We start from the raw sequence: 24,619 nt of genomic DNA on the forward strand, positions 1-24,619 counted from the left end.
TCCCGGCCATAGATGTTGTGGTGGCTATTTAAACGATTCCTGCATCCGTGCAATGGCGACATCAAGTTCGTATTTGAACTTATCGAGCATATATATGCACGCTTCGCCATTTGATGCGTCATTCGGTGACTTACTGGCATTTTGATATATGTCATCGAAACGAACAATGGCCTTACTTTTATCTTTATATATTTTCTGAATCGCTGAAATAGTCTGATCGCGATAGATCGACCAAAGATCGCTGCTCATTGGCGATTGTGCTTTCTCACAGTCAGTCAAGCCATATATCATAACGATTGCAGCTTCATCTGCGGCTCGAATTGCATCCATTGCGCGCTCTAGCCTTTTATCATCTGCGGCCACAGCTCCTGTCGAGAGTAGCGCGAACGTCGCCAAAATCGCTATTTTTTTCATCATCCCCCCATCTCCAAGCTCGCTAACGCGGGCTTTTTTCTTATCAGGATTTTCTATGGCCGTCACCGTTGAAGAACTCCGTGCTACGTTGCGCATGGAGATGAAGCCTTTTATGCGCGATTTACAGCAAATGAACGGCGTTAGCGCAAAAGCAGCGAGGCAGGTTGAAGGCACGTGGCGTGCTGCCAATAAGCGGCTTGATAGTATCGGTAAGAACATGGCGCGCAGTCTTGTCGCGCCCATGGCTGGCATTGGTGCGGTACTTGGCACACGAGAAATAGCAAAATTTGCCGACGAGTGGACCGTTGCAGGCAATAAGATCGCTGCTGCCAGCGTTGTTGCTGGGCGGCAGGCTCGCACGTTGTCTGAGCTGAATGAAATAGCGCGTGCAACCCGTTCTGGTCTTTCGGAAACTGCCGATCTTTATGCGAAGCTTTTACGTTCAACCGCTGATGTTGCAAAGTCAGAGCTTGAAGTCGCTAAGGCCACTGAGATTGTCAACAAGGCTTTTAAAGCCGGTGGCGCTGCCGCCAGTGAGCAGGCGGCTGGTATTTTGCAGCTTGCGCAAGGTCTTGGTTCGGGCATGTTGCAAGGTGACGAACTGCGTTCGGTTCGTGAGAACGCGCCGTTGCTGGCGCAAGCCATTGCAGATTATTTTGGCACCACAATTGCAGGTTTGAAAGAACTTGGCTCAGAAGGGCAGCTAACCTCCGATAAGATTTTCCAAGCCATTCTTGCAGCTCAAGGTAGGGTAGAGGGCGCTTTCAAGGCGACAAATTCCACTATCGCCGAAGGCTTCACAATGGTGAATAACGCCATGATCGAATATGTCGGCACGGCGGATGCAGGTTATGGCGTTACAAAGCAGCTGGTCGGTGGCCTAACGATACTGGCTGATAATTTTGATAAAACAGCTGACGTGGTGTTGCAGCTCGCGGGTGTCATCGCCGGAGCGCTCATCGGGCGCTCATTGTTGAAAATGATTTCAACTTTGGGGTTGGCTGGCTCAGCTCTAAAAAGATTTATGAGCGCACTCGCCGCCGCTCGCACGATGGCTGGCCTTGCAACCTCCTTCACAGGACTATCCGCCGCGGCTGGCCCAGTGGGGCTGTTGATCGGTGGAGCGGTTGCTGGCTCTCTTGCGCTGTATTCTTCGAATGCTGCCGCTGCTTCTACTCAATCACAGAAGTTTGAGAAGGAGCTAATCTCTCTGGGTCTTCTGGCCCCGAAGACAGCAAAAGGAATTGATGACGCCGCCAATGCAATAGAAAACCTTGGTAAGGCAAATACGGCGCAGAAGATTCGCTCTATCGCAGATGAATTGCGAAGATTGCAAACTGGCGACAGCTTTGGGGGGGCTGGAGATGAATTATCCTCTATCGCATCTTCGGCGCGCTCAGGCGGGCTGAAGCGGCTGTTTGATGATGATGCGGACCGTAAGGCTCGCGCTTCCATCATCGAAATGATCAACGAGCTGCAGAGCATGCAGATCGCTACGGATGAAGTAAGGCGGCGCCTTGACCTTATCCGAACAACACCTATCAGCGATGCAGTTAAAGAAATGGCTGACACGCTGGATTATACGACGCGAAAAATTGAAGCGCTCCAGACTCAGTCATATCAGCTCGGTGTCATGCCGGGGATGCAGCAGGCGCAAGACGATATTAACGCGGTCATCAATGATTTAGATCGTCTTGAAAAAAGAGAAATAATCACCTCTGAGCAACGTAAAAATCTCGAAAGCGCACTCGTAAAGCTGCGTGACACAGGTGAAGGTGCCGACGAGGCCCGTAAGGCGTTAGCGTCGATTGACGGTATAAGTTTCAGCACAACTCTTGTTGGCCTTGATAGTCTTATCGGACGAGTATCCACTTTGTTTACTCAGGCGGATTTGGCAGCTAAGGCCTTGGGCCAGACTAGCCGGCTGGGTTCGTCTTCATTTAGCCGCGGTGGCAGTACCGTAGCCCGCCAAGAGCGACTGGAACGGCAGCGTAAAGACGCAGAATATGTTGCCAACGCTAAACAGCGAGCAGCTCTTAGTAAGGCGCAATATGATCTAGAGAATAAGATAGCTCAGGTTCGATCACGATCTGAAAAGGATGGACGCAAACTTACTGACGCGCAGATTAAGGAAATAGCCCAAGCAGAGCTTGCAGGTGATGCCGCCCGTTCTGCTGAGGGCAGGGCCCCGGCAAAACCGAAGCGCGAACGAGTTGATGAATACGAGCGCTTAACCCGATCCATTGCCGACCGAACTGCGGCAATGATCGCAGAGACTGAAGCGCAGCGACAGCTCAATCCTTTGATTGAGGATTATGATTACGCGATTGAGAAGGCGAGAGCCACGCAAGAGCTACTGAACGCGGCTGAAAAAGCAGGCATTGAAATCAATCCAGCGTTGCGAGCTGAAGTTGCTAGGACCGCAGAACAATGGGCTTTGGCAACGATGGAGGCCAACCAGCTTGCAGAGGCTCATGATGAATTGCGCCAGAAGGCGGAAGAATGGCGGGATACCGAGCAGGGTGCGTTCAAGGGTCTGGTTAGTGATTTGGCAGCGGGCAAGAGCGCGGTCGAAGCCCTAACTGATGCGGTCCAGAAACTCATTGATAAACTTTTGGATATGGCGTTGACCGACTTGTTTGACGGGGCTTTCGGCAAGTCAGGCAGTTTATTTGGCGGAATCTTAGGTCTAAGGGACGGCGGTGTCGTAAAGGCAGCTTCTGGCGGATATATCCGCGGCCCCGGCGGCCCGCGCACTGACAGCATTCCTGCCATGCTTTCCAATGGGGAATATGTGGTCAATGCTGCTGCAACCAAGCAGTTCAAGCCGCTTTTAGATCGTATCAATTCGGGCGGTATGGCGCTTGCTGGTGGCGGAATGGCTGCGCTGCGAGCGCCGACCATGCCTGTATTGAGCGGTATTCAGCGACAGACAACGGTTGAATCCGCTCCACAGATCAACATCAATATCGCGAGCGCAAGCGGTGACGATTATATCCGCGCTGTCGTGAGTGACGGGGTGAACCAAGGCCTGCGCCAGTATGACAAGTCCGGGGCCATGCGATTTGCGCGAGACAGTAAGCAGGCAGCGAGAAGGGGTTTGGTGCGATGATCGAACTTCCATCTAATATCCGCTTCGTTCCTTCCTATCCGCAGCTTGTCGTGCCGGTCAGTCAGACCAAATATGGCAACCGCGCAATTTCGACGGTGGAGTTCGCAGATCCTTATCGCACTGTGGATATGGAAACGCTGCCAATGAAGGCCAGTGAGGCGGTACAGCTTCAAGCTTTCATCGCCGCGGCGCGTGGTGGTATGGGGACCATTATCTATTGTCCCACTCATATTTGTATCCCGCGTGCATATTGGGGCGATGCCAACAATTCGCATCTGTCGGGTTCGCCGTCACGCGGAACGGTGACCAATGGATATACGGTCCAGTTAACGGGCGTCGTGCCTGGTCTGCAACTGATGGCCGGTGACTTGTTCTCGCTCAAAAGCGGGGACTATCGGCAAATGCTGCAGGTCGTGACGGGTGCGACGGCTGTCAGCACCACTCTGACTGTCACGGTTGATCAGCCGATTGCTTCCTATATTGCGCTTGGCGCGACTGTTCGGCTTAGGCAGCCTGAAATGAACACACGGCTTGTCAAAGACAGTTTCCAGATGGGTAAAGGGCCGCGTCCTGTTGCTTCGTTTCAATTGATTGAGGTGCCGAAATGAATAAAGACATCGTTATGAATAAGAAAGAAAAGGCGGAGATGGCTCCGCCAGTTGTAACGGTTTATGGTGCCGTAATATCCAGGATCCCTGTTTATGATCCCCGCAAGGAAGATTACGCCGCCTTTGTTAAGAGGGTTTCGCAATCATCTCGTTGATGGTGTTGGCAATTCTATTTATTTCACCAGCAGGCATCGCTATGGAGAATAGCGTTTTACCAAACATAAGTTGAATGCGAGGCTCATTGCTTTCTCGGTCAAATTCCACTGACACACCCGTGGGGTGAAGAATAGCGCCTCCTTCTGGTATTGCATCGCCACTCTGTTGGGCTTGTTTGGACGTCTGCCACAGAATATGCGATATGAATGCTGCAACTGTGGCTGATGCAATCGTTTCAGTTTTGCCGTCGATATGTATCCGCACGTCGCCGTTGGCTAATGCTCTGGTGTCAATCATCCCATGCCTCCCGTTTTTGTTAACGCGAGCATCAAATCTCAAATTCAACCAAGAGTCGATAACTCCCATTAATTAGGAGACCACATGGCTTTCCCCACGCGCTTGCAAACCTTGCTGGCCGAGGGGCGCATTGTTGTGCGCTCGCTTGGCGATTTCCAGTTCGGAACTGGCACCTGGTACATTTGGAACGGCTCATCAAATCTGGTCTGGAACGGCAACACCTACATTCCCAACCAGCTTATTGAGATTGAAGAGCCTCCGTATCAGATGGGCGACGAAGCGTTACCGATCACCATTACAATGCCGACCGCTGCGGATTACGGCATAACGCCTGATACGCTCGCCCAGATTGAAAGCGTTGATTATAAAGGCCGGACGGTCATTTTGTATGACGCCTATTTCGACCCGGACACGCGCGAGTTATTGCACGTCGAACCGATGTATCGCGGTTATATCGATACGATCGATCATGTGATTGATGGCGGCGAGATGGTTCTGAAAGCCAATATCGAAACATCCGCGCTGGAAAACCACCGCGATGGTTATCGCACCGCATCGCATGAAGATCAGCAGCTTATCTCGCCGGGTGACAAGTTCTTTGAATACGCCTCCATAGTGAAGCGCGAGAATTTCCACATCACAGCACCGTAAGGATTACCATGCGACATCCAGATTGGGAAAAACGCCTCGTGGCTGTCACGGAGGCGCATATAAACACGCCTTTGGTATGGGGAAAGTCTGACTGCCTTTTGACCGCATCAGACGCCATTGAGGCGGTGTTGGGTGATGATCCAGCGTCAGGAGTGCGCGGCAAGTATAAAAGCAAGACCGGCGCGTATCGACTGATCAAGCAGCACGGTTTTGATAATCTGGGTGCCGTTCTCACTGACAGATTTGAGGAAATCCCAACTGCAATGGCGCAGCGTGGTGATGTGGGTATTTTTCAAAACACGGTTGGTTATTTTTGCGAATATGGTTTCGCCGTGAAGGGCGAGGACGGTTTGCGCTTCCTTCCACGCACCATGGCCGAGCGGGCTTTTAGGGTTTCCTGATGAAATATTTTCTGGCGGTTTTATTCGCGCTGCTGGCAGGGCCTGCAGCGGCGGATCCTGTTTCTATTGTCACAGGTATTGTCGGCATAGGCTCGTGGCTGTTTGGCGGTACGGTTCTGGCGAACATTGTTTCAGTCGGGCTTCTGGTTGCGGCGAAATACGCGCTGACCTCGATCTTCCAGAAAACACCGAAATCATCAGCCTCTGCGACAGACACCAAATATGGAGAAAATCTCGTCCGCGAGGTCGGACTTGGTGTCTTTGGCACGATGGGCCATCACGTCTATCGAAATGCCTTCGGTAAAGGCAACCGGATGGTGCAGGACGTGTTTAAGCTTTCTGACTTTCGTTGTGTCGAGCTTTTGCGCGTTCAAATGGATGGCGAATGGAAAAACCTTAACTCAATTGAAGAAACCTATGGCCGTAAACTCCTTGGCGTACACAAGGGCGGTGAAGTTTGGGTTCGGTTTTATCAAGGTACGCTGGATCAGGCCGCAGACACACAACTGATTGTAAACTCCAATCCTGCTGGGCGATGGACCTCTGATCACCGTGGGGCAGGGATCTGCTATGTCGTGGTCACGTCACGAATGGAAGCTGATAATCTAACATCGCCGCCAAGCCTGATGTTTGAGGTCAAAGGTGCTCCATTATATGACCCGCGTAAAGATAGCACTGTTGGCGGATCCGGCTCACATCGATGGAATGATCAGGACACATGGGAGTTTTCTGATAACCCTGCTGTGATGATGTATAATCTGGAGCGCGGTCTTTATAGCGGTTCAGAGAAGATCGTGGGGCGCGGGGTGGCCGCTAGCCGACTGCCTTTGTCGGAATGGTTTACCGCGATGAACATCTGCGATGAAATCATGCCCGATGGCGGTAAGCGTTATAGGGCGGCTCTCATTGCGTCTTCTGGCGATAGCGTAACGCATGAAACCAATATGACGCCGTTGCGTGAGGCTTGTGCCGGCTCTTGGATCGAAGCGGTTGCGGGAGAATATCCGATTGCTGGGGCTAATCAGGCAATCGTTGCAACAATCACTGACGACGATATCGCATGGGAAAAATCATTTCAGCTATCATTGTCGCGAACACGCAGTGAGCTCGTGAATACGGTCGCAGCTTCCTATGTAAGCCCCGACTTGTTTTATGAGACGACCTCGCTGACGACACGCGTTGATGCTGCAGCATTAGCCCAGGATCGCGAGCGGTTGGCTTCAAAGGTCGATTACACAGCCGTCACGGATCCGCGTGTCGGTGACCGTCTCGCTGATATCGCAATCCGCGCCTCCCGCTATCAGGCGAGCGGCAGTTTTACGGTTCATCCAAAGTTCCTCGGTCTGCAGGTTGGCCAATGGGCTCAATGGGTGTCGGCTCGTTATAATCGCACGATCAAATTTCAGGTTCATTCGAAATCGCTCGGCGCAATGGGCAGCGACGGCGTTCGCGATGTCTCTATCTCTTGGCAAGAGGTGGGTGAGGGCATCTTTGACCCTACGGCATATGAGACAAATCCACCGGTCCCAACACCGAATGGTGAACCAGATTATCTTGCTGAGGTTCAAGGCTTCGCTGCTATTCCTAACCTCGTTATTAGCGACGACAGTGGTCAGGAGCACCCGGGTATTCGACTTTTTTGGGATGCAATAGACGACATAACTGTCGAAGGTGTAGATATACAATATTGGCCCGACAATGACCCGTCACAGGTGTTCTCGGACTTCGTCACAAAAGATGTAACGGTCAAGCAGATCGTCAATGGCTTGACCAGCCTTTCAGAATGGTGGGTTAGAACAAGGCTCAGGGTGGCTTCTGGTACGCGGCCTGTTGCTTGGTCTGATGCGGTATCGGTCGTCACGCTTGACGCACGTAGCGAAGAAAGCCCTGTCGATTATGGGCAGCTCGATAATGATTTAGCGGAATTGGTCAACTGGATTACAGATGATCGGCGCGAACTCATTCGGCAAGCTCAGGAGCAGGCGACGCTTACCGCCGATGCGGCGCTTGGGGCTTATGCCGACAGACAGGCAATCCGACGTGAACTTTCCAGCACATTCGGCACAGCCCGCGCGACATGGCGTGAAGATATCTATGTTGCTACAGGCCCTGATAGCGCAATAGCACAGCAACTGGTCCAGCTTGATGCCAGCCTTGGGAATAAGGCTGATGCAAATACGGTCACGCTTTTACAAAGCCGTGTGGATGGCTTCGAAGAAGAAATCAATGCGGTTTCTAACGCTTTGACCGAAGTCAACGCCTCGGTCGATGGCACCGTAGCAAATGCTGCATGGCGCATGACGGCGAGCGCGGGGAGCGGCGGATATACCAGCCGCATCTCCGCTTTTGCCCGCGTCGGAAACGGGGATGCCTGGAAACAAGCGGGTTGGTTCGTCAATGTCAGTCCGACGCACAGCCAATTGGTTTTAATGGCGGACCAAGTGGCGATTGCCGACACATCTGATCCTGACAATACTACCTATCCTTTTGTATCCCAGGGCGGATCAATTTACATGGAGAGCGTGCGTCTTGGCACGTTGAAGTTCGATCGTCTGCAGTCGAACAATAACAAGCTCGACATTCGTGGCGATGGCAATAACGCATATATACGGTTGTTTGTCTGATGGTGAATTGGATTGCTGGCTGGAAGCCGGGTGTCGGACCCGTAATGAAGGTTATGAAGTACGATAGCGACGATCCGATGACGGTGGCAAATACGGCATATGATCGCTTCTACTTCAATTCAGAAACGTCCCATTTGTCATATGCGTGGGATCATTTTCAGGTGAACAATCTGAATGATAGCACATATCCGATTGGGAACTACGCATTATCGGGCGGTGGTCTTTCGACGACGAAGTGGGGTCTGAGTACATATATGAGAGGGACTTCCAGCTCAATTCGGCGAGACCTTGTCTACTTCCATACTCGCGACCCCGGCTTGAACATGATGCCGCTCGTGGAGACCAGAGTAGGGGGTGCCGACGGCAGAGTCGAAATAATGCATAATTATCCAACGTGGACAGATAATAGCTGGGTCACATCAATCTCCAACAATGCGATTGCTTGTTATGTGTACCCGACCACGTCAACGGGGTTTGATTTTCAACGACTGGATCCTGCGTTTGGGCATGAAGGGTGGTGTGTAAAGGCTAACAATGGTGCCTCGGGATATTCGGCTGATATTGTGGGTGATCAAGCTTTTCTCACATCTATGATCTGGGACTTGCCCGCAGATAATACTGCCATCCCAAAACCAACCGGCACTCCAATAGCTGGCCAACTGGCTCTCGCAATCGAGCCTTCACGCGTTGTTATGGCGCGCCCAGGTTTTTCGGTTGATGGATCAAGCGGCCGGCAGCGCATCCTGGATAGTGATAGATCGCCCGTCAAATGTGTCATGATGGGAGAAACGCCGCTTATAAGCCCGGGCACTTCATACTTCCACCCAAAGACTGTCGACTTCGATCTCGAAACCACAATGGTGTGCGACACGATTTGCAGTATGAATGGCTGGGACTATTCCATTCCAGTTGTTGATCTTGACCCTTCATATCGTACGACACACGATATTGCCCGCTACCGCGTCGAGGCTGGAGGCATTCGATTTTGGGTGGAAGGCAAGTATCCGGTCAAGGTGCGCTTTATGCTTTACGCTACCGGGATCGCAGGTCGCACCACCGGCGGTAGTCAGACTATGCGCAAGCTAGATAATGGTCACATCCAAATCAAAAGGCCGGGGTCGAGCGATACAGCTCCTGGCTATAATGACATTTTACTGGATACGCGCTTTCCTGCTCTGACAGTGATTGATGAAGGCTGGATTCCGCTGAGTTCGTTTTCGTCTGCTAATATCGTTAGCTGGCGATATGGCAAAGTCGCAGCGAGGGTCAACTTTAACCCAAGCGGCTTGTTCATCTTCCCCAAAGTGGCAGGACATTTCCAGACCGCGATCCGCCAAGGTCAGCATGAACTGAGAGTTCATTTAGGCGGAGGGCAAGAGGTGGCGCGTTTTTCAATGGCGACCGTGGTTCGTAGCGATCACATCGTTATCCATCTCAGTCCCGGTAATTATTCGGGTCCAGGCGCGTCGCTCCCAGATCCTCTAGGTGTCCGCTACTACATTCTCGGCGCTGCAACGATTTAACCTACATACCGGAGATTATTATGGCTACATTGTCGGATTACACTTCCGGCACGATATCGCTTGCCAATGGCTCAACCACCGTGACCGGCACAGGCACGCTGTTTGACGTGGCAAAGTTTCGTGAAGGCGACACGCTTCAAATCCAGAACCTGACGGCCGTTATTGCGAGAGTTGATAGTAATACTCAATTGACGCTCACGGAGCCATGGACAGGAACCACCCTGACAGATGCTCCATACCGGGCTCGTTATCTGCCCGATGGCGCTCGGGTTACGGCACAGTCTACGACGCTTATTGAGCTGCTGGGGAATGGTATATTGTCCGGCCTTGCCAAACTCGGCGTAGAAGAGGGCAAAACACCGGTCGGCAATGCTGCTGGTCAGTATGAGTTAAGGGACTATATCGATGACCCGAATGGGACGCTCGGTGAGTTGGCTGATCTGGACAGCGTAGAAAACTTGTCCGAGCTGGCTGAACAGATTCTAGATGCGAATAAAGTACTGACAACAAACGATAACGGTAAATTAACGCAGTCCGACATTACCGCTGCAGCGCGTGTGCTGCTTAAGCTTGCTGGTGGGGCCTCTGCTGATCAGTTGCCGTACTTTACCGGGGCTAATGAGGCGGGTCTAACACCGCTGACGGCTTTTGCGCGCTCTATTTTGGATGATGCGAATGGCGCAGCTATGTGGGGTACTCTGGGCGGCACTCAGGGCGTTGCGCTTAATGGGTATTTCAAATTACCCAATGGTCTGATCGTTCAATGGGGGGCGGGAACGCTAAATGCCGCAGGTGTATGGGTCCCCTATCCCGTAGGGTTTCCTAATGCCGCATTTAGAACCATAGTGGGCTGCGCTAATGGAGGAGCCTTAGCAAATGTCGGGTGGGGTGCTCCCGCAGATAAGAATGGATTCACAGGGTTCGCAGCCGGTCTGACTGCCGTCCATTATATTGCGGTAGGGTGGTGATATGGCGAAATTTGCAAGTTTTGACTCAAATGGCCTCCCCGTTGCATTCTACTCCGGGGATATTCACGGTGAGAACATACCAACTGGAGCTGTAGAAATCTCACATAATGACTGGCTTGAGTTTATTAACAACTCAGGTATGCGACGCTGGGATGGCGAGAAGGTTGTTGAATACACTCCGCCGCTTCCGATGCCCACCGCCGATGATTATCGCCGTGAAATCCAAAACCTCATCGACACCAAAGCACAAGAGAAAGACTACGATAGCGGCGCAACGCTTGCCAGTTATGTAAGCTCAACAATTCCGCAATGGGCCGCTGAGGCCCAAGCGTTCGTCGCTTGGCGTGATGCTGTCTGGCTGCATGCACTGACTGAGCTGGATAAGGTGCAATCTGGTGCGCGCTCGCAGCCGACTATTGAGGGCTTTTTAGCTGAGTTGCCGACAATGGAATGGCCCTAGTCTTGAGATCAATCCACTTCCAATACGTCGCCCTTCCGATGGGGATAAGAATACCTGAAAGGCACCAATATTTCACGTTAACACTAGCCTAATCGAAGCCACGGATGACGCATAGTCAAGGTTGTAAACAAATCTGGTGTGTTTGCTACAGTATCCGTTCGTAGCATCGATGTGCCATGGACACGATACCTACACAAAACTTGCGGAACAAACACGGCGTCTATACCGTGATCGATGAATTTACACCAGAAATCATAGTCCTCTAAGCCACCTTCAAGATGAGTATATCCACGTACATCCTCCCAAGCTTTCTTAGAGATTAATGCCATCGCATCAACGTAGTTGCCGTGAACAAAAAAGCTCTTTGACCAATAGTCGGCGTACCCAAGTCCGGACTGCTCACCAAAGAATTCTAATTGCGTATATGCGGCGCCGTAATCTTGTTCTAAAACGAAAGGAGCAAGCTTCTCGATTGCCGTAGGATAGATAGAGTTATCAGCATCAATTACAAAGACTGCCTTATTTAGGCTGAACGAAAAAGCAGTATTTCTCGCTTGAGCAAGGCCCTGATTATTGATGTGCTTCAGTACAGTTATTCGCCGGAAACGAGTTGTGTTTTTTACTGCCCATTCCTTAGCAACAGAGGCAGAATTATCGCGAGATGAACAATCATCTACAATAATCAGATCCAAATTTTGATAGGTCTGAGCAGCAATAGAATCCAAGCATTCGATTATGAAGTGCTCATAGTTGAAAAGACTCACCGCGACCGTAATAGTTGCATCATCTCGACTGCCTGCCACGTCGTCGTAATATATTTCATAAGGAGCGCGAAAAATTCGACTAATCATCTTGTGGTCCTGCCAAGGAAATTGAATAAAACATTGGCATTATTCCTATGATGGATCACGTTATTCATGAGCAGATTGTTAGTGTTCAGTATTGCGTTACAGCACTGAATGCCTTGGGGATCGTTAAGCGCCCACTCTATAGTAGAAGCGATATACCTCGTGTTTGTCTCGATGAAATGTACGCCTGGCTTGTACAAAGGATGAGACAGGCAGTTGTCTGTAACCACGACCGCGCCTGACTGGATACCTTGCCTTACAATTCTGTGCCACTCGAAGTACGGAAGGACATCTCTGTGCACATTGAGATAAATTTTTGACATTCCAGCTACGTATGATGCGAGATCGGCAAGGGTTCGGTCGGCATTTTCAGAGAGCGGGGTAGGTCTTTTGCGGTAATAAATGAACGTTTCCCATTCGGCCATTTGTGGAGACAGCCTAGAAAATAACTTCTCCCGTCGAGGGCTATCTGAGCCAAAAAACGACAAGTCGAAGGTCCGTTCTTCCCATCTGGTCCCCCGAAGGGGTTGAGGGATAGACTTAGATAGGGGGTGATCTTTGATTGTTTCTGAATAACTCAAACTTTGTCTGGGAGATGGCTCCCAGTGTATTGTGGGGATACCAGATTGGCTGAGCAATCGCGCGCTTTGATAGCAAATATCGATAATTCCCGCGCTTGAAAGTATATGAGGTAAAGCAGAGGCGAACCATCGCGTCTGTAATTGTTCGGTATTGTAAACGAAACAATTTTTCATAAACGACGAATTAAAGAATTGAGGCCCGTCTCCGAGCAAGAAAAATTCGTGCGGCGCAACAACGATCTTAGTTACAGAATTCTCTTTATTTGGATCGGCGTCCGTCTTTTTGCTCGCCATTATTCCATGTTCATTGAAGGTGCGCAATATATCATCGGCTATTTGATCCATGAATACGTTACCCATGGACGATACATAAATATCCACAGAAGCAGGAGAAGGAGTGAGTTCGATATCGCAGGGTGCAATCACAGGTATACAGCTGAGCAGTCGAGATATCTCTTGACTGTTAAATATGATGCGACCTTCCCTTGCCCCAAAATTAATCGCGTGCGCGTAGGGATTATGCAAACCAATATCTGAGTTTACATGTTTATACCAATCAGGATCGAAGAAAGTGAGTTGCTTTAACCGGGCGATCGCATTGTCAAGCATTTCGATTCCGCCCCGATTTGCGTTTGAGCGCGGTTCTAATCTTACGAAGTGGGCTCGTTACCTTCCAACTGGTAGAGTTCAGCAATGCTTCTATGGTACTTTCAGCGTTTGCAAGCGACTGCGTCATCCGTGAATTCTCTGAAACTCGACTCGCCTCCATGTCGGCAACTAGTCTGAGTTCTCGTTTAGCTTCCCTGTGTAAGTCTTGTTCGCGCTCAAAGCGACGTTTCCATATGAGTGCATCGCCAGTAAGCGGCACTGCTACTGGATAAAATTTTTCATGTCGCTCAGTGTCAATTTGCGATGCGAACGACACATTCGGGAAACGCTTTGCGATCGAGTGTTGAAAAATGGCTTCATTTTTAAAGTAATTGTTTGGGAACATATTAACTTTTCGGCCTAAAAAGGCGGATAAGATAGTAATATGCAGTCGATCAGTATTGATTTCGTCATATTGTGCCAAAAAGTCGGCCAGCGAAGCAGTTGCGGATTCAACGAACGGGACAGCTTGCCAGATGTCGCCATTCCAAGCCAATGAAACATCAATATTACCGATCGGTGGACTGTTGCCGACGGACTCTCCATCCTGTCTAAAAGCGTTCAATGTCCCTGCGCCCTTCCGGCCTGACTGATTGAAATGATCGTCGCTTAGGTAAAAAGTGACGTCGTGAACCAGTGAAACTCGGTCTGGGTTAGCTCCAGATTTTATACAGTGATCATAAGAAATGGGGTCTCTACAAAAAACAGTTAAATTAGAAAAGGTTTCCTTCAGAATGTCATTATACCCCACGATGGTATGTGGAAATAAATATACATTGTTCGTTTTTCGATGCTCCCAAATCAACGTAGCAACGTCTTCGTATTTTCCCTCTACGAGGTTTCCCCCGCCGCCAATTATAATGATTTCGTTGTCGAAGCGCTCATCCTGGGTGTGCGTAGTAAAATTCACTCCGAAATGTTTGAAAAGTTGAAGCGTTGCATAAGTGATAAAACCATCGCCAAGGTTGCCTGACTTTGGGAAGAAACGGATGGTTTTACCGGTAAAGGAAGCGATGGTCTTTAAAAGCGGGTCTTCGCCCTTATTCCATATCTGTTCGTTCATTTGGTGTGCTTGTCTCTTATGGCGTGGCTGGATTACATCTAACTTAGGGTCGCTGCAGACGGTTAATCAATGAGTTTGATGCACTGGATGTATTTGATGCGCTCGGTCTACAACACTAGAACGATTTTGTTGCAATTTATTATATCCTAATTGATGTATCCACCAATGAAACGAATGGTAGAAAACCGGAGCGACAATAAATATTACGGCGGTGCAAAATATTCCGAAAATAACAAAATTGTCGAATGGAGAACTACCTATGAATATTGACCAAATCTGCCAACACGCTGATATAACAAAAGCATGGGAAAGGAATACAGTAAACGAATAACGAGAGTAGTGCATTAGGCCTTGACCAACCTGCGTATTTAGCAGGCGGCCTGATAATATCCAAAAGTAAATTGGACCGAATAAGGTCAGAGCTTTGTCAACGGTATTAAACGTGCTTTTGTTATAAAAGAATGACATAGCAATTAGCGGTACTGCGAAAATTCCAGCGCTTAAAATGGCATTTTCATGACGACTATTTATGCTGATTGAAGCTAACTCATGATTGTATGCAAAAATACCGAAAAAGAACCAAGCGTAAATTTCAAACCTAAAAATAAGCGGAAGAGGTCTCGCATAAACGATCATAATCGCAGAAATCAGTAGAAGAGCCAAGGCCAAGCGTTTGTTTTTCGAGAGTACTATGAGCAGAGGCGAAATGAGAAAGCATAGGAAAATCTCTCTTAAAAAATAAAGGGGGCCATTGGCTGGGATTTGATTTACTGCGAATAAAGCATTGACCCAAGACGCCCAGTTTCCGTTGAATAGTTTTAAATCTGGTCTCGCCGGCCATCCATGTGATTGCCCCCAATATATCAGTGCTGCGAAGGCGAAGTTCCATACAACCATCGGAACTATAATTGTAGCTATTTTTTTTTGGATTAGCGAACTGTAACCGTATTTCTGCAATGATGACACTGAAAGATAACCAAAAATTACGCTCAATACCGGCATGCCGACCGGCGATAACACGCCTGTAATCATTAGATTAAGAAAAGCCGTGAAGGTAGCTTCAATGTCTTTTGTGCTCGGGTTGTAAAGCGTATAAGGGACGTGGGCGCTTACAACTAACGCAATGAGCATCGGTCTTAGAAGTGTGATTCTTTTGCGTATCTCAATAGGCATACTTGCACTAACTTAATTTGTGCTAAATTTGCAAGCCCTAAACTCAAAATTGTCGGGGGCTACACACTTTAATATTTTGAGGTGAGACAGCGCACCTCCCCACAAAAAACCCCAGCACCCGGGGGGGTAGGCTGGGGTCTACGCTTAACCGCTTACGCAAGTTTAAACGCTTAAGCATCATCGCATAAAATCAAAAAAACACAATGGAACAGAACCGTGCCCACAGGCGCGGTTTTTTTGTTGTCCAACTACCAAGGAATCTCCATGAACAAAACAACGTTCTTCGCGTATGCGAGGCGCGCGCCTTTTGGTGGGCGTTTGAGCCGCGCGCAGGTCGAAGGTGCTGAGGCTATTCTAGATGAAGCTGCACGCCGCAGCCTGCCCGACGAATATACTGCCTATATTTTGGCTACAGCGTTTCACGAGACAGGCGGCAAGATGCAGCCTCTTCGTGAGAATATGAATTACACGACGGCGGCGCAGATTAAGAAGACTTGGCCGTCACGGTTTCCGACGATCGCTAGCGCAGAACCTTATGTGCGGCAGCCACAAAAGCTAGCCAATAAAGTTTATGGCGGCAGACTGGGCAATACTGCGCCCAATGATGGTTGGATTTATCGGGGTGACGGCCAAGTACAGCTGACCGGTAAGGCGCACTTCAAAGAATTCAATGTGCAGCCCGGCATGGATTTGAAAACGTCCGTGCGCGTCATGTTTGACGGCATGCTGCAAGGCAAGTTCACTGGCCGAAAGCTGTATGATTATTTCGGCAAAGGTAAGGAGGATCCTGTTGGAGCCCGCCGCATAGTTAACGGCACTGACAAAGCGCACCTCATCGCCGGCTATTATAGAAACTTTCTCGATAGCCTCACAGCGGCTCGGGAGATGAAGCCAGCAATGGCGGAAGAGGCTAAGCCCGACGATGTTCCATTAATGGAAGATAGGGCCGTGCAAACCATTGTTGCGGGTACGGGTGGCACCCTCGTGACCGGCCTTATAGGAGCGGTCTCAAACCCATGGGCATTCGCGACCGTCGCATTGTTAGTTGTGGTGGCAGGCGCGGGATTCTGGCTTTGGAAAAGCGGCAGGCTCGAATTGAAGATGGTGGCTGCATGACCTGGCTTTCGAACAAACTAAAAGGCTGGGCCGTGGCGATCGCTGCGGCCTTTGCAATTTTGGCCGGCGCTTACCTGAAAGGCCGCTCCGACAACGCCACAAGCGCAACCGCGGACCGATTGAAGGCCGTCAACCAGGCAAGGAAAATCGAATATGAAACGAGCAAACTTGGCGGCAGTGATATTGACGCTGCTCTGTCTCGGTGGATGCGTGACAAGCGGTAGCTATTGCGATGTCGCGAGGCCTATTCTTCCGAGCATGGAAGATAGCATGACGCAGGAAACCAAAAGACAGATTGTGTCAGAGAACACTAAACTTGAAAAACTGTGCGGGGTAAAACCGTGACGAGTGTTAAAAGATGACAGGCGCTGAAATTATGGCCGTGGTCGGCTTTATTGTCATGCTGATTGGTTTTTTATTCGGCCTATGGAAATACATAGACAGTAAAATCGGATCCGCCAAAACTGAAGCGAGTGTTAAAGCCGAAGCTGCAACGTCTCTTGCTAGCCTTACTAGGCAAGAGCTTTCCGAATACAAGCTTCACGTGGCTGAAACTTACGTGACCAAGGCAGGCATGTCGGAGCAAACAGGTCAGATCATGCGAGCCCTTGAGGCAATCGGCGGTAGGCTCGATGGTATCACCGAACGCATTGATAGTTTGATGCAGCCCAAATCGAGGGCGCGGACTTAAGACTAACAGAGCAAAAACCGATAGAGCCAAATGTTGTGTTGACACGCCGTGCAACCACAGCACAATGAACAGTGCGGGATACCATCCGCACTGACCACACACACGAGGAGATTGCATGTCTGTAAAAAGACGGGGCGCGAGTATACGCCTTTCCCACGAAGAACTATTGCGCCGTGTTCAAGCATATCGCGAACACGGTACGCTCAAGCGAGCGGCAGCGGCTTGCGGCATTAAGAAGTCTGCATTTCATGACAGCATCAAGCGGGCAGCAGAACTCGGTTTGCTTGGTCCATCGCAGACTCTGCCAGGTTATGCGATTAAATCGCTGACTGAAACGCCGAACGGCACATATATGCGTCAGACGAAAGAAGCTGGGCCTGCCTATGAACCGACGGCGGGTCTTGCGGTTAAAGGCAAGACGACGCTTGTAAATGCTGAAGGCAGGGTTATTACACAGCACATAATGGAAAGAGCCGATGCTCAGCAGCAGCGCGCGGCCCTTGATGCTGTGGTTGCCGCACTTTCCGAAAAGCTGCCTCGTGTCAGTATCATGCCAGCTCCGCGTGGCACCAATGCGGACCTTCTAAACTTTTTCTGTTTAACTGATGCCCATTTTGGGATGTTGGCTTGGCGGGAAGAAACCGGCTCTGATTACGATATTGAAATAGCCGAGCAATTGATAACCGATTGGTTCGCAGCGGCAATTGACCTTGCGCCAGATGCGCACACTGCCGTGCTCGCACAGCTCGGCGACTTTCTGCATTACGACAGTATGGAAACCGTGACGCCAGCGAGTAAGCACGTGCTGGATTCAGATTCGCGCTTGCAGAAAATCATTCGAGTTGTCATCCGCACTGTTCGTCGTGTCATTGATATGCTTCTGCAAAAACATCAACACGTGCACATCATTATGGCGCAGGGCAATCACGATCCGGCTTCGTCAGCATGGCTGCGTGAGATGCTGGCAGCGATGTATGACAACGAGCCGCGCATTACGGTCGATAATTCACCCAGCCTTTATTATGCCTTTGAATGGGGGCGCACTGCAATATTCGCACACCACGGTCATAAGCGTGGCGTAAATAATGTGGATGCCACCTTGGCCGGGATATTCCGCGAGATGTATGGGCGCAGCAAATATGCCTACGCGCACATCGGCCATTTGCATTCCGACGAGGGGCGCAAGTCCGGCCTCATGTATGTCGAGCGCCATGAAACACTTGCCGCGCCAGATGCTTATGCAGCCGGAGGCGGTTGGCTGTCGGGGAGGTCGGCGAAGGTTATCAGTTACCACAAAGAATATGGCGAAGTTTCGCGCCTGACGCTCCGGCCTGAGATGGTTCGCGGGGCTGCAAAGTTGCAGGCGGCGAATGATAATGTGGCGAGCGAGAGGAGGGTGGCATGAGACGAATAATCCAATGGCTGATTGGTAGGGCTGCTAATCTAACGCCGAATGTCGTCTATTATCCTAAGAAGTTTCGTTTGGGCCTCAACAGTGAATTGGTCGATCTTGCCTCGAAACGAGGGAATGGCGCCACACCGATGTCTATCGCCGCTGTGTCTTTATGCTGCGCACTAGATGACAATCTTAAAGTAGGCGACAAGGCAACATTTGAGTTGGCTGGTGTCATGCACGGGGCACATGAAGTCGGCGACTTTATTGTAACCGTCAGGAGGGCGGCTTAATTCGTCCTCTTTGCCGTGCGTTGAGGTAGTCTGAGATCGCGGCTCGGATTTCTGTCTCAGGTGCTTTAGTTTGGGTTAAAATTTCCTGGATCGCCAAGTCAGGATTGGCAGTGACCGGGTCATTCATTCGTCCGCCCCCGAGCGGTGGAGCTATTGTTCCATATTCAACCTTGGCCACGCCTTCAGATAACTGGACCATAATGGATGCTGTATATCCAGTATATTGGGATCCAGTATATTTGGCACCTAAAATCCGCATCGTAGCCTCCCTCTTCGGGCTTAAAGAACTGGATATTAGCACAGAAAAATCTTGCCGCCCACCAAGCGGCTCAACCACAACACGAGGAGATAGAAATGGTGTTTTCACCAGCTGCATTTATGGAAATTGATAGATACGCAGATGAGCTTGACAGAGCTGCCAGAGCATTTGTTGAAGGAAGGCGGATTAAAGTTGGCGGCAAGGCCATTCGCTCAACCCCGCACTCACAACCCTTAGTCATCATGGAATCCCCATATGCTGGCGATATAGCAGCGAATGAAAGTTACGCACGCGCTTGCCTTCTGGACTGTTTACGGCGAGGCGAGGCGCCAATTGCCAGTCACCTGCTGCATACACAAGTGCTCGACGATATGCAGCCTGATGAACGTGAGCTCGGCATAGAGGCTGGCCTCGCATGGTATCGCGTCGCAGATAAATGCGTCGTTTACGCCGACCGCGGCGTTTCTGGTGGTATGGCTAAAGGAATCGAGCGTGCCAACCGGTATGGCGTGCCGGTGGAATATCGCACGTTGAACGAAGGGCAGGTGGCGGCGTGAGTGAACGAGCGTATACTCTTTCAGAATTAGATGCCCTTCGTTCCGTTGTCGAAAACAAGTGGCTTTTTGGGACTTATGGGCGGCAATTGCACGAAAGTGGCATTTCAATCAGCCGTTCATACCATAAGGACGAGAAGGCAGTATGTGTAGAGCAGCTGGTTCGTACTCATATGATAGCCGGTCACACAGCCGAAGACTTGCTTCAGTCGGAGGTCGCGACATGAGTGGGATGCCAGCAGATATAGAAAATGCAGCTGTGTCTGCCATGAGGCACATGGACCTTGGGGACACAGCATATGGCTATAATGGCTTGAGGATACGTAAGGCTGTGGCCGCAGCCATCCTCGCAGAGCGGCAGCGATGCGCGGATGTGGCGATAAGCTACTTTCAGGGCCAAGAATATAACGGTGGTCAGCGTGCGGCTGGTGCATCTATTTACGCGGCCATCCTTGCTGGAGAAACTCCATGAGTAATCTTGAAACAGCTATCGCCGTGGCTGCCGCTGCTCACATGGGGCAGGTTGATAAAAATGGTGAGCCTTACATCCTGCACCCCATTCGTGTGATGCAGGTGCAGACGACCACAGAGGCGCAAATCGTGGGCGTGATGCATGATATGATCGAAGATACGGACACGTCGCTTGACGACATTTATTCGTTCGGTTTTGATGATGATATCGTGCTGGCATTGAACGCTATTACCCGACGCGATGGCGAGGATTATTTCGTGTATGTCGCTCGCGCTTGCTCCAATCCTATCGCGCGTCCGGTCAAGATTGCTGATTTGCGCGACAACCTGCGAGCATCAAATGACGACGAGAGCAGGCGCGCTCGGTATCTGAGGGCGTTGGATATGCTAGGAGAGAATCCGTGAAGTTCTTCCTCGAATGTCTGCTAGTAGCTCTGCTATTCTCAGGCATCATCGGTGAGTATTACGGTCTGCCCGCGTACATCACAGTTGCTATGGTGATCCCACCGGCGCTTTATTTTTCGATCATAAGCTGGAGGCAAACATGACCCCTTTCAATGTTGGCGATCAGGTTGTCTGCATCGATAGTGCCGCAGGATTTGAGCAGACGGTCGAGGTCGAAGAAGGCCAAGTTTATACCATTTCATGGATCGGACCTTTCGATCATTATATTCATGGTAACTATATCGGCGTTCGCCTTGTCGGCATCGATCGCGGCGAGTGTCCGCAATTTGGATACAAGAACCCGCCGTTTGCAGCACGCCGGTTTCGTCCACTGGTTAAGGACCGGCTGGCCTCATTGCGCGGTCTGCTTGCTGGTGGACCAGTTACAGAGACATTTGAGGAGCCAAAGCGAAAAGTTAGGGAGGATGCTTAATGCCCGATTTGGCCGTTGAGACTTTCGGTCCTCTTGAGAAGTACATAGCTGCAAACGACAACTTGCCGCGTGTTGTTGGGCTCAGTGGCGTTGCTGGTAGCGGTAAATCAACCGCTGCGGCACACCTTCAGCGCCAAGGATACACTCTGGTTAAGTTCGCGGGTCCGCTAAAGGATATGATGCGCGCTATTGGCTTGTCCGAAAGCCAAATTGAAGGGGCGGACAAGGAGAATTCTACTCAGCTCTTACAGGGGAAGACTCCGCGATATGCGATGCAAACGCTTGGCACAGAATGGGGTCGGAATATCATCGGGGAGGGTTTTTGGACGTTTCTATGGGAACATAGGGCGCTTCAGCTTCTCGATGCCGGGCATAAGGTGGTCGTTGATGATTGCCGCTTTGCCAATGAAGCTAAAATGGTGCGTTCCCTTGGCGGGATAGTCGTTCGCATACAAGGTCGGGGTGGTATCGCTAGCAGCCATGAATCTGAAAAAGTGGCATTTGAACCGGATGCTATTTTGATGAACAATGGCAGCGTTGCTAGCTTCCATGATCGGCTGGATAGCTTGCTTTCATTGAAAGAGCGTCATTGACGATAGCGGCATAGCCGAACCCTGACAGATTTCCGTCAGGGTTCGAAGCGTTGCTGTATTACTACCGATAGGAGAGACCACCCCAAATGCGGCCTTCGTCACGGTGTCGGCCACCGTTGACCGCTCCAATGTAGGCGGCTGCTGCAGACACAAGGGATGATGCTGCTAAAAGGAATGCAGTTAAGATGCCCGTAATTCTTGCAGTTTCAGCCGCTTTTGCGGCTTGGTTTTTTGCATCTTCGACTGCTTTCTCTGCTTGCGCTTGCATATCGGCCAGTCTCTTTTGGGCTTCGTCCACTTTTTGTTGAGCTTCAGTGCGAAGGGCCTGCACACGCTCTATGGTTAGATTTACACGGTTCTGAGCGTCATTCTGGCTTATCCCCGTTCGCCCCGCGATCTGATTTGTAAGCCAGGCGCGGTCGGCGTCATTGATCTCTCCGGTTGAAAGCAAGTTCCCAAGAACGCTCGTTACCTGACGCTGAAAGTCTGCATTGTTTTGGTTTTCTTGCCCAGGAACGGTCATCGCCTGTTGGTCAGAGCGGAGCATGGTGTCTGCTAGATATTCCATGGGATTGGACTTGAAGCCTTGTGGTAACATATCTTCAATCGTTGGTGCTGCTGCTTGGCCAGCGCCCTGGGCCATTCCTCCAGCAGCCATCCCGAGGCCGGAGGCTGCGCCACCCACAACTTGTCCTAACCCTTGTGCTGCGCCTCCCGCAACAGCGCCAGTCGCCTCGACGGCGGTCTGTGCAGCTCCGCCAACGACTTTTGCACTGCCAGAAATAGCACCCATAGCCAATAAGGCACTCAAAATGGTCCCTATACCCCAGACAACGAGACCATTTAGGCCATCGCGTACGGTTCGTTCCTCTAAATTGGCAGTACCGGTGGGGCGCCGCATTCTTCCAGCGATATAACCTCCCAGCACATAGGAAGCGACCATTGATATAACGCCAAATAGCGCGGTGATAATCAGCCAGAGAGTGCTAAAGTCTCCTCCCTCATCGACTGAGAATGAACTAAGACCCAGTCCACTTGCAAATGTTGTTAATACCACCATTGCTCCAGTGGCGATGATTGCACCCGCAAATATCGCAGCCCAATCGACATAACCGCGGTCAGGGGCGGCTTCAATAACAGTTGGATCCACCATTAGCGTAACCCCAAAAATGAGAGAATGAACAGGACGATTACGACTAGTCCCACCAGGTAGATGATTGAATTCATTTTGATGGTTCTCCTTAGGATTGCTCTCACGCCGCTTGATCGCAGTGGAGGAGTTGCGCCCAGAGCAAGGTGCTCGCATAAGGAGAACTTAATTTTGCTAAAAAAGTTTCAGCTGGCCTAGAGTATTTTCGGTTTATGAATTTGAATTCAACCGGATGCACTGGTCAGCCGGGTCTTAAAAAGGGTTTTTAGAACAAGCTTTGCTGTGCTTCGGGGGGCGATAAGTCTATTAATTCTGCATCCGGCAATGGCCGCTGCATTTCCTTTGCCTCATCCCAAGGCGCTCTCAACCAAGTTTCTATCTCTTCAGCTGTTCGCAGAATCACCGGCATGGCTTTGGGGTGAACAGGCTTGACGACCGCGTTGGGGTCGGTTGTCAGAAAGCCGAATATCTCTACCTCGACAGGGCCTTCCCTTTTCTTCCTCACGCCTTTCCAGCGTGTCCAAATACCTGCAAACACAAATAGCGGCTTATCTTCGCTTAAAGCGAACCAATGAAGTGGTTTGCGCTTGGTAAGCGGATCGGGTTTCTGTCCATACTCAGAAAATGAAGTGGCCGGCACGACGCATCGGCTTTCGACGCTTTGCCATCGGCGCCAATGCGGGGAATTAAGATTGCGGATATTTGTTACGCCGCTATCGGTTTCTCCCTTCACGTAAATGGGCGGGGTAGGCATGCCCCAGCGCAGCATAGCAAGCTCTGGATCATCGTTTTGTGTGTTGCGCAAAACCGGCGCCACATAATCGGGATAGATATCGAGTTGAGGATCCAGCCGATTGGTGCTGTCTAAGAACCTCGGGAACAGCCGACGCATCGCCTCATGTGTTGTGGTGAGGTTATATAGATTGCACATGCGCGTCCTCCTGATTTGAAGAGTAGCGTTTCCTTGATCCGAGTCCAGCCGCGGCTTCATCTTGGTGCGCGAAATGCTACAAACTCACCGTACCCCTTCACGGAGCAGCGCCGACAACGCAACTTTGATTTATGTGCGCTCAGCACTGCATCGCGTCCAATTTTTCTCGCAAGAGCGTCCGCGTCGATATCATTCAAATGGCCGCAGCGATTGCAGAGACCGCATAGGATCGTCCAAGATTCAAGATCCGTAATTCGAGTCGTGGGCTCAAGCCTTTCATAGGGATGAGGTCTGGCCATATTGAATCACTTGATCACTGTTGGTTTCCAGCCACGGCTAAAACCTAAGGACATTGCGATGCTTGCATACTCGATTTCCTTCACGAGGAAATCCCGATCCTTTAACAATCCTTCAATGGCCGCGCGCACGTCGCCATTGTAGTAGGCTAAGACCTGTTCAACTTCATCATCGTAATTTTGCGCATAAGCGTTCATCGCGACTCTCCATGTAAAAAGAGTTCATGATTTGTTCTTTTTATAGTTAAGAGTCAAGATAGTGCTCGGTTGGGGTGTGGAAAAATTTAGATTTTGGGTGAAACTGGTACAATGTACCAAAGATCACTACGTAAAGTGTCGTTCAATTCGCGCTAAGTTATTGATATTGTGAGGTTCGAATGGTGGGCGTGACAGGGATTGAACCTGTGACCCCTACGATGTCAACGTAGTGCTCTCCCGCTGAGCTACACGCCCATTCGATGTGGCGCA

28 protein-coding genes and 1 tRNA gene are annotated in these 24,619 nt (G+C 50.5%); 19 read left to right on the forward strand and 10 right to left on the reverse strand.

Annotated elements, in window-relative coordinates; genetic code table 11:
* Positions 1-24: 24 nt before the first annotated feature.
* Positions 25-480, reverse strand: a complete 456-nt coding sequence (locus C7374_RS13205) for a hypothetical protein (protein ID WP_111576095.1) — start codon at positions 478-480, stop codon at positions 25-27.
* On the opposite strand from C7374_RS13205, the gene C7374_RS13210 reads away from it, so the two are divergent.
* The gene (locus tag C7374_RS13210) at positions 470-3,526 is read left to right on the forward strand and encodes a tape measure protein (protein WP_111576096.1); all 3,057 of its coding nucleotides are present in this window, start codon (positions 470-472) and stop codon (positions 3,524-3,526) included. The two genes, C7374_RS13205 and C7374_RS13210, sit on opposite strands and share 11 nt — an antisense overlap.
* Entirely contained in the window at positions 3,523-4,134 is a 612-nt protein-coding gene (locus C7374_RS13215; protein WP_111576097.1) for a hypothetical protein, read from the forward strand. The genes C7374_RS13210 and C7374_RS13215 overlap by 4 nt, the downstream gene beginning before the upstream one ends.
* Positions 4,135-4,260: 126 nt before the next feature.
* On the opposite strand, the gene C7374_RS13220 is transcribed toward C7374_RS13215, so the two are convergent.
* A complete protein-coding gene (locus tag C7374_RS13220) occupies positions 4,261-4,587 on the reverse strand; it encodes a hypothetical protein (protein ID WP_111576098.1) in 327 nt (108 codons plus the stop codon).
* 84 nt (positions 4,588-4,671) lie between these two features.
* On the opposite strand from C7374_RS13220, the gene C7374_RS13225 reads away from it, so the two are divergent.
* From C7374_RS13225 to C7374_RS13250, 6 genes are read left to right on the forward strand one after another with little or no spacing between them, the layout of a single operon-like run.
* A complete protein-coding gene (locus C7374_RS13225) occupies positions 4,672-5,238 on the forward strand; it encodes a hypothetical protein (RefSeq protein WP_111576099.1) in 567 nt (188 codons plus the stop codon).
* Positions 5,239-5,246: 8 nt separating this feature from the next.
* Positions 5,247-5,639 (forward strand): DUF6950 family protein, encoded by a 393-nt coding sequence (locus tag C7374_RS13230; RefSeq protein WP_111576100.1) that lies wholly within the window; start codon positions 5,247-5,249, stop codon positions 5,637-5,639.
* Complete coding sequence (locus C7374_RS13235) at positions 5,639-8,263, forward strand: phage tail protein (protein ID WP_111576101.1); 2,625 nt, start codon at positions 5,639-5,641, stop codon at positions 8,261-8,263. The genes C7374_RS13230 and C7374_RS13235 overlap by 1 nt, the downstream gene beginning before the upstream one ends.
* The gene (locus tag C7374_RS13240) at positions 8,263-9,786 is read left to right on the forward strand and encodes a hypothetical protein (RefSeq protein WP_111576102.1); all 1,524 of its coding nucleotides are present in this window, start codon (positions 8,263-8,265) and stop codon (positions 9,784-9,786) included. Before C7374_RS13235 ends, C7374_RS13240 begins: the two co-directional genes overlap by 1 nt.
* Before the next feature lie 20 nt (positions 9,787-9,806).
* Positions 9,807-10,754, forward strand: a complete 948-nt coding sequence (locus tag C7374_RS13245) for a gp53-like domain-containing protein (RefSeq protein ID WP_111576103.1) — start codon at positions 9,807-9,809, stop codon at positions 10,752-10,754.
* Between the two features lies 1 nt (position 10,755).
* Positions 10,756-11,214, forward strand: coding sequence for a hypothetical protein (locus C7374_RS13250; protein ID WP_111576104.1), 459 nt, complete (start codon positions 10,756-10,758; stop codon positions 11,212-11,214).
* Positions 11,215-11,297: 83 nt separating this feature from the next.
* On the opposite strand, the gene C7374_RS13255 is transcribed toward C7374_RS13250, so the two are convergent.
* From C7374_RS13255 to C7374_RS13270, 4 genes are all read right to left on the reverse strand, one after another.
* Positions 11,298-12,065, reverse strand: coding sequence for a glycosyltransferase family 2 protein (locus tag C7374_RS13255; protein ID WP_111576105.1), 768 nt, complete (start codon positions 12,063-12,065; stop codon positions 11,298-11,300).
* Entirely contained in the window at positions 12,062-13,252 is a 1,191-nt protein-coding gene (locus C7374_RS13260; protein ID WP_111576106.1) for a CgeB family protein, read from the reverse strand. The genes C7374_RS13255 and C7374_RS13260 overlap by 4 nt, the downstream gene beginning before the upstream one ends.
* The gene (locus C7374_RS13265) at positions 13,245-14,354 is read right to left on the reverse strand and encodes a polysaccharide pyruvyl transferase family protein (protein WP_111576107.1); all 1,110 of its coding nucleotides are present in this window, start codon (positions 14,352-14,354) and stop codon (positions 13,245-13,247) included. Before C7374_RS13265 ends, C7374_RS13260 begins: the two co-directional genes overlap by 8 nt.
* 66 nt (positions 14,355-14,420) lie before the next feature.
* Positions 14,421-15,527: an acyltransferase family protein gene (locus C7374_RS13270; RefSeq protein ID WP_111576108.1), complete on the reverse strand. Its 1,107-nt coding sequence runs from the start codon at positions 15,525-15,527 to the stop codon at positions 14,421-14,423.
* Positions 15,528-15,791: 264 nt separating this feature from the next.
* Between C7374_RS13270 and C7374_RS13275 the strand changes: the two genes are divergently transcribed.
* The 11 genes from C7374_RS13275 (at position 15,792) to C7374_RS13330 (ending at position 21,774) form a co-directional block, all read left to right on the forward strand.
* The gene (locus tag C7374_RS13275; RefSeq protein WP_111576126.1) at positions 15,792-16,643 is read left to right on the forward strand and encodes a chitinase; all 852 of its coding nucleotides are present in this window, start codon (positions 15,792-15,794) and stop codon (positions 16,641-16,643) included.
* Complete coding sequence (locus C7374_RS16070) at positions 16,640-16,867, forward strand: hypothetical protein (protein WP_158527853.1); 228 nt, start codon at positions 16,640-16,642, stop codon at positions 16,865-16,867. Before C7374_RS13275 ends, C7374_RS16070 begins: the two co-directional genes overlap by 4 nt.
* 134 nt (positions 16,868-17,001) lie before the next feature.
* The gene (locus tag C7374_RS13285; protein ID WP_111576110.1) at positions 17,002-17,334 is read left to right on the forward strand and encodes a hypothetical protein; all 333 of its coding nucleotides are present in this window, start codon (positions 17,002-17,004) and stop codon (positions 17,332-17,334) included.
* 115 nt (positions 17,335-17,449) lie between these two features.
* A complete protein-coding gene (locus C7374_RS13290) occupies positions 17,450-18,739 on the forward strand; it encodes an oxidoreductase (protein WP_111576111.1) in 1,290 nt (429 codons plus the stop codon).
* A complete protein-coding gene (locus tag C7374_RS13295) occupies positions 18,736-19,020 on the forward strand; it encodes a hypothetical protein (RefSeq protein WP_111576112.1) in 285 nt (94 codons plus the stop codon). The genes C7374_RS13290 and C7374_RS13295 overlap by 4 nt, the downstream gene beginning before the upstream one ends.
* 354 nt (positions 19,021-19,374) lie before the next feature.
* The gene (locus C7374_RS13305; RefSeq protein ID WP_245412670.1) at positions 19,375-19,836 is read left to right on the forward strand and encodes a DUF7768 domain-containing protein; all 462 of its coding nucleotides are present in this window, start codon (positions 19,375-19,377) and stop codon (positions 19,834-19,836) included.
* Entirely contained in the window at positions 19,833-20,060 is a 228-nt protein-coding gene (locus tag C7374_RS13310; protein WP_111576114.1) for a hypothetical protein, read from the forward strand. The genes C7374_RS13305 and C7374_RS13310 overlap by 4 nt, the downstream gene beginning before the upstream one ends.
* On the forward strand, positions 20,057-20,305 hold the full coding sequence (locus tag C7374_RS13315) for a hypothetical protein (RefSeq protein WP_111576115.1): 249 nt from the start codon (positions 20,057-20,059) through the stop codon (positions 20,303-20,305). Before C7374_RS13310 ends, C7374_RS13315 begins: the two co-directional genes overlap by 4 nt.
* Positions 20,302-20,709 (forward strand): GTP pyrophosphokinase, encoded by a 408-nt coding sequence (locus C7374_RS13320; protein WP_111576116.1) that lies wholly within the window; start codon positions 20,302-20,304, stop codon positions 20,707-20,709. The genes C7374_RS13315 and C7374_RS13320 overlap by 4 nt, the downstream gene beginning before the upstream one ends.
* 139 nt (positions 20,710-20,848) lie before the next feature.
* Positions 20,849-21,181 (forward strand): hypothetical protein, encoded by a 333-nt coding sequence (locus tag C7374_RS13325; RefSeq protein WP_111576117.1) that lies wholly within the window; start codon positions 20,849-20,851, stop codon positions 21,179-21,181.
* Positions 21,181-21,774 carry a deoxynucleotide monophosphate kinase family protein gene (locus C7374_RS13330; RefSeq protein ID WP_111576118.1) on the forward strand — a complete coding sequence of 198 codons (594 nt, stop codon included), beginning with the start codon at positions 21,181-21,183 and terminating at the stop codon, positions 21,772-21,774. The genes C7374_RS13325 and C7374_RS13330 overlap by 1 nt, the downstream gene beginning before the upstream one ends.
* 61 nt (positions 21,775-21,835) lie before the next feature.
* On the opposite strand, the gene C7374_RS13335 is transcribed toward C7374_RS13330, so the two are convergent.
* The 4 genes from C7374_RS13335 to C7374_RS13350 form a co-directional block, all read right to left on the reverse strand.
* Entirely contained in the window at positions 21,836-22,927 is a 1,092-nt protein-coding gene (locus C7374_RS13335; protein ID WP_111576119.1) for a hypothetical protein, read from the reverse strand.
* Positions 22,928-23,189: 262 nt separating this feature from the next.
* Entirely contained in the window at positions 23,190-23,855 is a 666-nt protein-coding gene (locus C7374_RS13340; protein ID WP_111576120.1) for an SOS response-associated peptidase, read from the reverse strand.
* A gap of 305 nt (positions 23,856-24,160) precedes the next feature.
* Entirely contained in the window at positions 24,161-24,349 is a 189-nt protein-coding gene (locus C7374_RS13345; protein ID WP_111576121.1) for a hypothetical protein, read from the reverse strand.
* A 180-nt stretch (positions 24,350-24,529) separates the two neighbouring features.
* Positions 24,530-24,604 (reverse strand) — tRNA-Val (locus tag C7374_RS13350).
* Positions 24,605-24,619 lie beyond the last annotated feature (15 nt).

It is taken from the genome of Falsochrobactrum ovis, assembly GCF_003259955.1.
Classification (GTDB): Bacteria; Pseudomonadota; Alphaproteobacteria; order Rhizobiales; family Rhizobiaceae; genus Brucella; species Brucella ovis_A.